The organism is Variovorax sp. 22077, assembly GCF_052044195.1.
Lineage (GTDB): Bacteria > Pseudomonadota > Gammaproteobacteria > Burkholderiales > Burkholderiaceae_C > Variovorax > Variovorax atrisoli.
In genome coordinates, this window is record NZ_JBQEQC010000053.1 from 1 (window position 1) to 6289 (window position 6289).

Here is a 6289-nt window from a genome sequence, read left to right on the forward strand (position 1 = left end):
TCACCGGGTTGCCGACCGTGACGCCACCCGGGCACTCCGAGCAGGCGATGCCGCCCTGGCTGCCGATGAGTACGGTGCGCGAACCGCTGACGATCTTGCCTCCGGATACGATGTCGGTGATCCGCGCTGCTGGTTTGCCGCTCATTTGGCTTTCACTCCTGCAGAGTCCTTGTCGCTCGGGGTCGATGGTGAAGAAAGCATCGAGCTGCTAGCAGTTGAGCTTGTCCAGCGGGGACAGGATCTCGATCTGGCCGGCGGTGATCCGGATGGTGCTGGAGCCACAGCTCAGCGTGATCTCGTCGTCAGCGGAGATGGCGACCTTCTTGCCATGCAGCTGGAGCGTGTCACCCACCCTGAGCGTGTCGTTCTTGCCGATGTCGGTCTCACGCACCTGTCCGATCTGGACGGTCTGCTTTTCACCGACGTTGAGACTCTGGGTCTTGCCCACGTTGGTCATCATGCTGATGCCGATGTTCTCCATGTAGGCCATACCGATCGACATGACCTTGAAGACGCCGACGTTCTGGGTATAGCCCATTCCCACCGTCTGCATCTTGAACTTGCCGATGGAGATCGTCTCGTTGAGGTCCACGCGTTCCTTGCGGTTCTGGTGGATGGTGATGGTCTCGTCCTGGTCAACCTCTTCGGTACGCCAGCCGTGCACGTTGATCTTCTCATTGCGGTCCACGACCTCGGTGCGATCGCGATGGATCGTATTGAACTCGTCGCGGTCGATGGTCTTGCGCCGGTCGTTGCCAACCCACTTGTCCTCGTCGTGCTCGACCTCGGTGAGCTGGTCCTTCTGGGCATGCAGCCACAGTTGCTCCTGGCCGGCTTTGTCCTCGAAGCGCAGTGCGTTGGCCGTGCCCGGCGAGTCCTTCATCCCGTCGCCGGGCGTTCCTCCCTGCGAGGAACGCGTGAGGATGCCCGACTGGGTCTTGTTGGCCGGCAGCTCCCAGGGCGGCATCTGCGCCGCGTTGTAGACCCGGCCGGTGACAATCGGGTAGTCCGGATCGCCGTTGAGGAAGTCGACGATCACTTCCTGGCCGATGCGCGGCACGTGCATGGTGCCGTAGTTGCTGCCGGCCCAGGTCTGCGAAACGCGAATCCAGCACGAGGAGTTCTCGTCCATCTTGCCGTAGCGATCCCAGTGGAACTGCACCTTGATGCGGCCGTACTCGTCGGTGTGAATCTCCTCGCCCGCGGGGCCCACGACCACGGCGGTCTGCGGGCCGGTTGTGCGCGGCTTGGGCGTGACACGCGCGGCGCGGTAGCTGGCGCTGTCGGGAAGGACCTCGAAGGTCTGGCGGTAGCTCGTGCCGCTGGTGCCCTCGGCATAGGCGGCATCGGCAGCGCCGATCTGGCGCAGTGCGTTTTCCTCGAAGTCGTAGGTGACGGCTTCGATCAGGTAGCGCCGGTTCTCCTGCGAGCGTGGATGGCGCGTCAGCTCGAACAGGTAGCCTGGCGCCAAGTGTCGCAGGTTGCCGTGCCCGGTGATCACCTCACGTCGCGCGCCTTGCTGCTCGATGCGCACGCGCGCGTAGTTTTCGCCATCGCTCATCTCGGTGTAACCACCCGGCCAGTCGTAGAGCTCGTAGTGATCCCGGTCGTGGCCCGCAGGCTGCTGGCGCGTCGTATCTATCTCGGCGTTGGGCTTCTTGAAGTCGTAGTCGTCCGCCGCAAAGTGGCCCGAGGCGATGTCTTCGTAGTGGCCCCAGGTGTCGATGAAGTCCTGTTCAAGGACCTGTGCTGCGAGGACGCCCGCATGGTAGGGGATCTTCGCGGGACCGTGGGCCAGGCCGACGTGCGATGCCATGGAGTCGCACAGCACAAGCTTGTGGCTGCCCTGCGCGTGCTCGAAGAAGTAGTAGAGACCTTCGAGTTCCATCAGGCGGCTTGCGAAGTTGAAATCCGTCTCCGCATACTGGACGCAGTAGTCCCAGGTGCGGTAGCTGCCGCTGAACCTGTCCACGATGGGGAAGCCATAGCGGCCGAGCACCTCGTGGAGCATCTCTGGGACGGTCTTGAACTGGAAGATCTTGAAGTCCGAGCGGCGTGTCGCGTACCAGAGCCAGGGTTGCAGCACCGCCTCGTAGATGTGCATGTCGCCGTCGTCCTTGCCGACGTAGGTGAACTGCGTGACCTGCCCGTTGAGAAAGCGCTTGCCTGCACCACCGAGTTCGGTGGCCAGATCCACTTCGATGCTGATGTCCTTGCCCAGCAAGCGCTTGGCGGCGATGTCCGAGGTGTCGCTGATCAGGCGCACCCTGTACTCGAACAGCGTGGAGATCCGTTCCTGTCCGGTCATGGAACGGAACTTGAGGCGCTCGCCCAGTTCGCTGTGGGCGATGAAGCTGCGGGTCATTCCTTGGGTCTCCCTCGGCTCTGTGCGAGCCACAAACCAAGCTAGTCCTCCACCTTCTAATCTGCCAAGTGCCACGCCGCAAGTTTCAACCCGCGCTTGGCATGGGGAATGTCGGAAGCAAGTACTACCGTGTCGATGTGCTTTGCGCGTGCAGCCCACGTGCATCCGCGGATGCAGCCTTTCCTTGCAAGATCGTCTGCTCGGCCATCGAGCGCCGAGACGTTTGTCCACGCTCTGGGCAATGTGCGACGCAGCGCAGTGCGCGGCCTGTCGCCCGCATCGACTTGAGCGCCTCCAATCAAGCGAGCAAGCCAAGCAGCGAAATCCCTACTGTGCTCCCGAGAGTCCGGTCATCGCACTGACGGTCAAGCGCAGTCCGAGGCCTCTTGCGGCATGGCTTCTATTGCTTTTTGGCCTCTACGGGACTTGTGCTTGCGTTCGGGCCCATGACTGGGCTGATTGCATGGTGGGCCTGCGCATTCGGGTTCTCGGTCAAGTCCGGACGCTATTTCGGACGACCGACGAAGTGAACCAGTGTTCGCTTGGCATCTTCCGCGATGTTCCTGAAACTGTTCCGTCTTCCGGATGGAGGGGGCGCAAGCATTGACCGGCGAGCTGCCTCGCCGCCCGCTCAATCGCGCTTCAACCTGTTGCTTGCAGACAAGCGGTACATCAACCCAGATCTCGCCTCCTGCCCTGGGGACTCGTGCGGTCAATGCGCTTTCACCATCGTGAGGCGGGCCTGTGCCGTCCATTCCGCAGTGCCGCATGCCGCGGGCATTGCCACTGCGCCGGACGGCAACCTGCATCTACGAATGCCTTCATACGGCCCCGAAGCGAAATGCTCATGGTCGCTATGCAAGACACTCCAACGCGCCATGGCAAACCCGCCATTTTCGGTCGCATCACGTCATGGACACACGCTCTAGGGCTGCGCCCGTCGTCGGCGAAGCGGTGCACAAAGGCGCGGCCCCTAGAGCTTGTTTGAAGCGACGAGGTCAGGCGGCATGATCAGCGAGGAGCCCAAGCGGACAACCGCCGCTAAGGACCTGGCAACATGCCGGCGGAGCGGAAGACAGCGAGCGCGAAGGCAAAAATCAACCAGGTCCGTCGCTCGCAGCCGCGAGGAGCGGCACCAAGACGTCGCCGATCGGCGTCGGAAGGCCGTGCGTCCGGCCGCGGCGTGAGACGACGCCGTTGCGAATGTCCCATTCGAGTGGCCTGCCGGCTTCCCGATCCGTGAGGATGGACGTGCCCATGTCGGCGGGAGATGCCTGGAACTTGTCGAGGATCGACTGCGGGACCTCATCGCCGAGCTCGGCGCCCTCGGCGCGTGCCACCGCCAGACATTCCTGCAGATAGCCCAGGGTGAGCCTGGAGATGTCGGACCGGCCGAACATGCCAGAGCGGCGATGCGTGAGCGCCATGAGCCCCGCCACCGCGTTCTGCAGCAGCTTGCGCCAGGCCAGGGTTTTGAAGTCCGCCGCCAGCTCGACAAAACAGCGGGTGCCTTTCATTGCGTCGGCGATCAGGCGGGAAGCCGGCGTGTCCGGCAGGCTGAGGCGAGCGTCGCCGCGCAAGTGCACCGAACCATCGGGTTGCGCCTGTGCAGGAGACCACACGACGGCGGGCACGATCCGCCCACGTGGGCAGTGCGGAGCGACCCCCTCCAACTGCTCGACGCCGTTCTGCAGAACGCACACCACGGTTTCCGGACCGGTCAATGCGCCCAGCCAGGCCGCGGCTGCCTCGGTCTGTGTCGCCTTGACGGCCAGGAAGACGAGGTCGACCGGGTGATCGACCTGGGTGGGATCCGTCCGGACCGGACCGGGAATGGTGATGAGGCGATCGCCATCGCGCAGCGCCAGATGATCGCGTGGGGTGCGGCCGCACAGCAACGGCGTGCGGCCGAGCTCGTGCAGCGCCGCCGCGATCGTGGTGCCGATGGCACCCGGACCCACGACGGCCACGGATGGACTGCTTTCTGGATTCATGCAAAGACTCCTGCGGGCCGGTTTCAGAGCACCTGCTCATGCGGCGGTTGTCTGCTTCGGAAGAGCAATGTAATATATTCCATATGATCGATGAAGTTGGTAATGGAGTTTCTTCGGAAGAAGGGCGACTCGGGCAATGGCTGGGGAGCATCCAGGCCCGCTGCGGCGATCTGGCTGCCAGCGAAGCGAAGGTGGTGGCTCTGCTGCTCGCCGATCCCTTGTTCGTCGGTGCCAGTACCACCGCGCAGGTTGCCGCTCGTGCGGGCGTTTCGCCACCGAGCGTGGTCCGCGCCGCGCGTGCGATCGGGTTCACCGGGTTCACCGAACTCAAGATCGAGATCGCACGCGCCCGGGGCACCACCCGGTTCTTCGCGCCGCCCGAGGTGCTTGCTGCGGATGCGACGTCGGCCACGGTGCTCGAGACATCCATCCGCGCAGGCACCGACGCACTGACAGCGCTCGGCGGGGCCGTCGAACTCCCTGCGTTCGATGAAGCGGTCCGCACGATCCAGTCTGCGCGACAGGTCATCGCATTCGGGGCCGGCCCGTCGTCGACGGTCGCCGCCGACGCAGTCTTCCGTCTGCGCGCGGTCGGCGTGACGACCATCGGCATCCAGGACTACCTGTCGGCCATGATCGCGACGCGCCTCCTCGGCCCCGGCGATGTCGTCATCGCCGTCAGTTCGACCGGACGCACTTCGACCACGCTCGCCATCGCCGATGCAGCGTCGTCCGCCGGGGCTTCGCTCATCGCCATCACCAACCAGTACGGCACCCCGCTGGCGACCCTCGCGGATGTCGCGCTGGTCGTCGGCGGTGCGCCGCTGCCGGCGCAGATGGCCGCAGCAGGCAGCCGGCTGGCGCAGCTCGTCGTGATCGACGCGCTGGTCGCGATGCTCGCGTTGCGCGATCCGCAGCGCAGCCGCCTGGCAGAGCGCGCAGGCATCGACCTGCCCGACATCATCTGATGCAGCCGGGCACCGTCGCGCTGGTCCTCGCTGCGGCGGCAGCCCATGCGCTGTGGAACATCGCGTCGAAATACAAGCGCGGCGACACCTTTGTGTTTGTCTGGGCCTATACCTGCGCCTCGGCGCTGCTGTGGGTGCCGATCGGCATGGTCCTCATGGCCAAGGGGCAGCAGGTGCTCGATTGGCGGCTCGCGGTGGGCTCCGCTGTCTCGGCCGCCTTGCACATCGCCTACTCGCTGATCCTGCAGGCCGGCTACGACCGCGCGGAGCTGGGCGTGGTCTATCCGGTCGCCCGCGGCACGGGGCCCATGCTGACGATGCTGTTCGCCGTTGTCCTGTTGGGCGAACGGCTCACCACGGTGGCCCTGCTGGGCGCGTTGCTCGTCATCGCGGGCATCCTCGTCGTCGCGGGCAATCCGTTCGGAGGCCGCCGTCCGGTGCCGGGGATCCTCTGGGGGGCCGCGACAGGTGCCACCATCGCCGCATACACCCTCTGGGACAGCTACTCGGTCACCTCGTGGCACCTGGCGCCCGTGAGCTATTACGCAGGCACGCTGCTGCTGCAGGGCCTGATCCTGACACCCATCGCGCTGCTGCGGCGGCATCGGATCCCCGGGGTCCTCCGCGTCGACGCTGTGCCGATCCTCATCGTGGCCGTGTTGTCCCCGCTGGCCTACGTCCTCGTTCTCACCGCCATGCTGAGCGCACCGGTGGCACTGATCGCGCCGCTGCGCGAGTCGTCCATCGTCATCGGCGCCTTCCTCGCGTGCTGGCTCTTTCGCGAGGACCATCTCGCGCGCCGCATTGCCGGGGGAGTGATCGTGCTGGCGGGAATCGCGGCGATCAGCCTTTGATGTTCTTCGGGCCGGGGGCTTGTCGATGGATAGGTGCCCGGTTCGACGTTTGCGCGGGATCGGGCAGCCGAACGCAGAAGGAAGACAAAAACTACGCAAAGGTCGCGA

At 64.9% G+C, this 6289-nt stretch carries 4 protein-coding genes; 2 read left to right on the plus strand and 2 right to left on the minus strand.

The genetic code is table 11. The annotated features are described in order from the left end of the window. Positions 1-208: 208 nt before the first annotated feature. Both ACTJLF_RS34290 and ACTJLF_RS34295 read right to left on the minus strand, forming a co-directional pair. Positions 209-2365 carry a type VI secretion system Vgr family protein gene (locus tag ACTJLF_RS34290; protein ID WP_440884858.1) on the minus strand — a complete coding sequence of 719 codons (2157 nt, stop codon included), beginning with the start codon at positions 2363-2365 and terminating at the stop codon, positions 209-211. 1097 nt (positions 2366-3462) lie between these two features. Further along, on the minus strand, positions 3463-4359 hold the full coding sequence (locus tag ACTJLF_RS34295; protein WP_440884859.1) for an oxidoreductase: 897 nt from the start codon (positions 4357-4359) through the stop codon (positions 3463-3465). Positions 4360-4442: 83 nt separating this feature from the next. Here ACTJLF_RS34295 and ACTJLF_RS34300 point away from each other — a divergent pair, with 83 nt between their 5' ends. Beyond that, complete coding sequence (locus ACTJLF_RS34300; protein ID WP_184606703.1) at positions 4443-5327, plus strand: MurR/RpiR family transcriptional regulator; 885 nt, start codon at positions 4443-4445, stop codon at positions 5325-5327. Further along, a complete protein-coding gene (locus ACTJLF_RS34305; RefSeq protein WP_440884860.1) occupies positions 5327-6181 on the plus strand; it encodes an EamA family transporter in 855 nt (284 codons plus the stop codon). The genes ACTJLF_RS34300 and ACTJLF_RS34305 overlap by 1 nt, the downstream gene beginning before the upstream one ends. Positions 6182-6289: the final 108 nt, after the last annotated feature.

Coding starts and splice junctions, on each gene's coding strand:
- ACTJLF_RS34290 (WP_440884858.1), bottom strand. CDS start 2,365: ATGACCCGCAGCTTCATCGCCCACAGCGAACTGGGCGAGCGCCTCAAG.
- ACTJLF_RS34295 (WP_440884859.1), bottom strand. CDS start 4,359: ATGAATCCAGAAAGCAGTCCATCCGTGGCCGTCGTGGGTCCGGGTGCC.
- ACTJLF_RS34300 (WP_184606703.1), top strand. CDS start 4,443: ATGATCGATGAAGTTGGTAATGGAGTTTCTTCGGAAGAAGGGCGACTC.
- ACTJLF_RS34305 (WP_440884860.1), top strand. CDS start 5,327: ATGCAGCCGGGCACCGTCGCGCTGGTCCTCGCTGCGGCGGCAGCCCAT.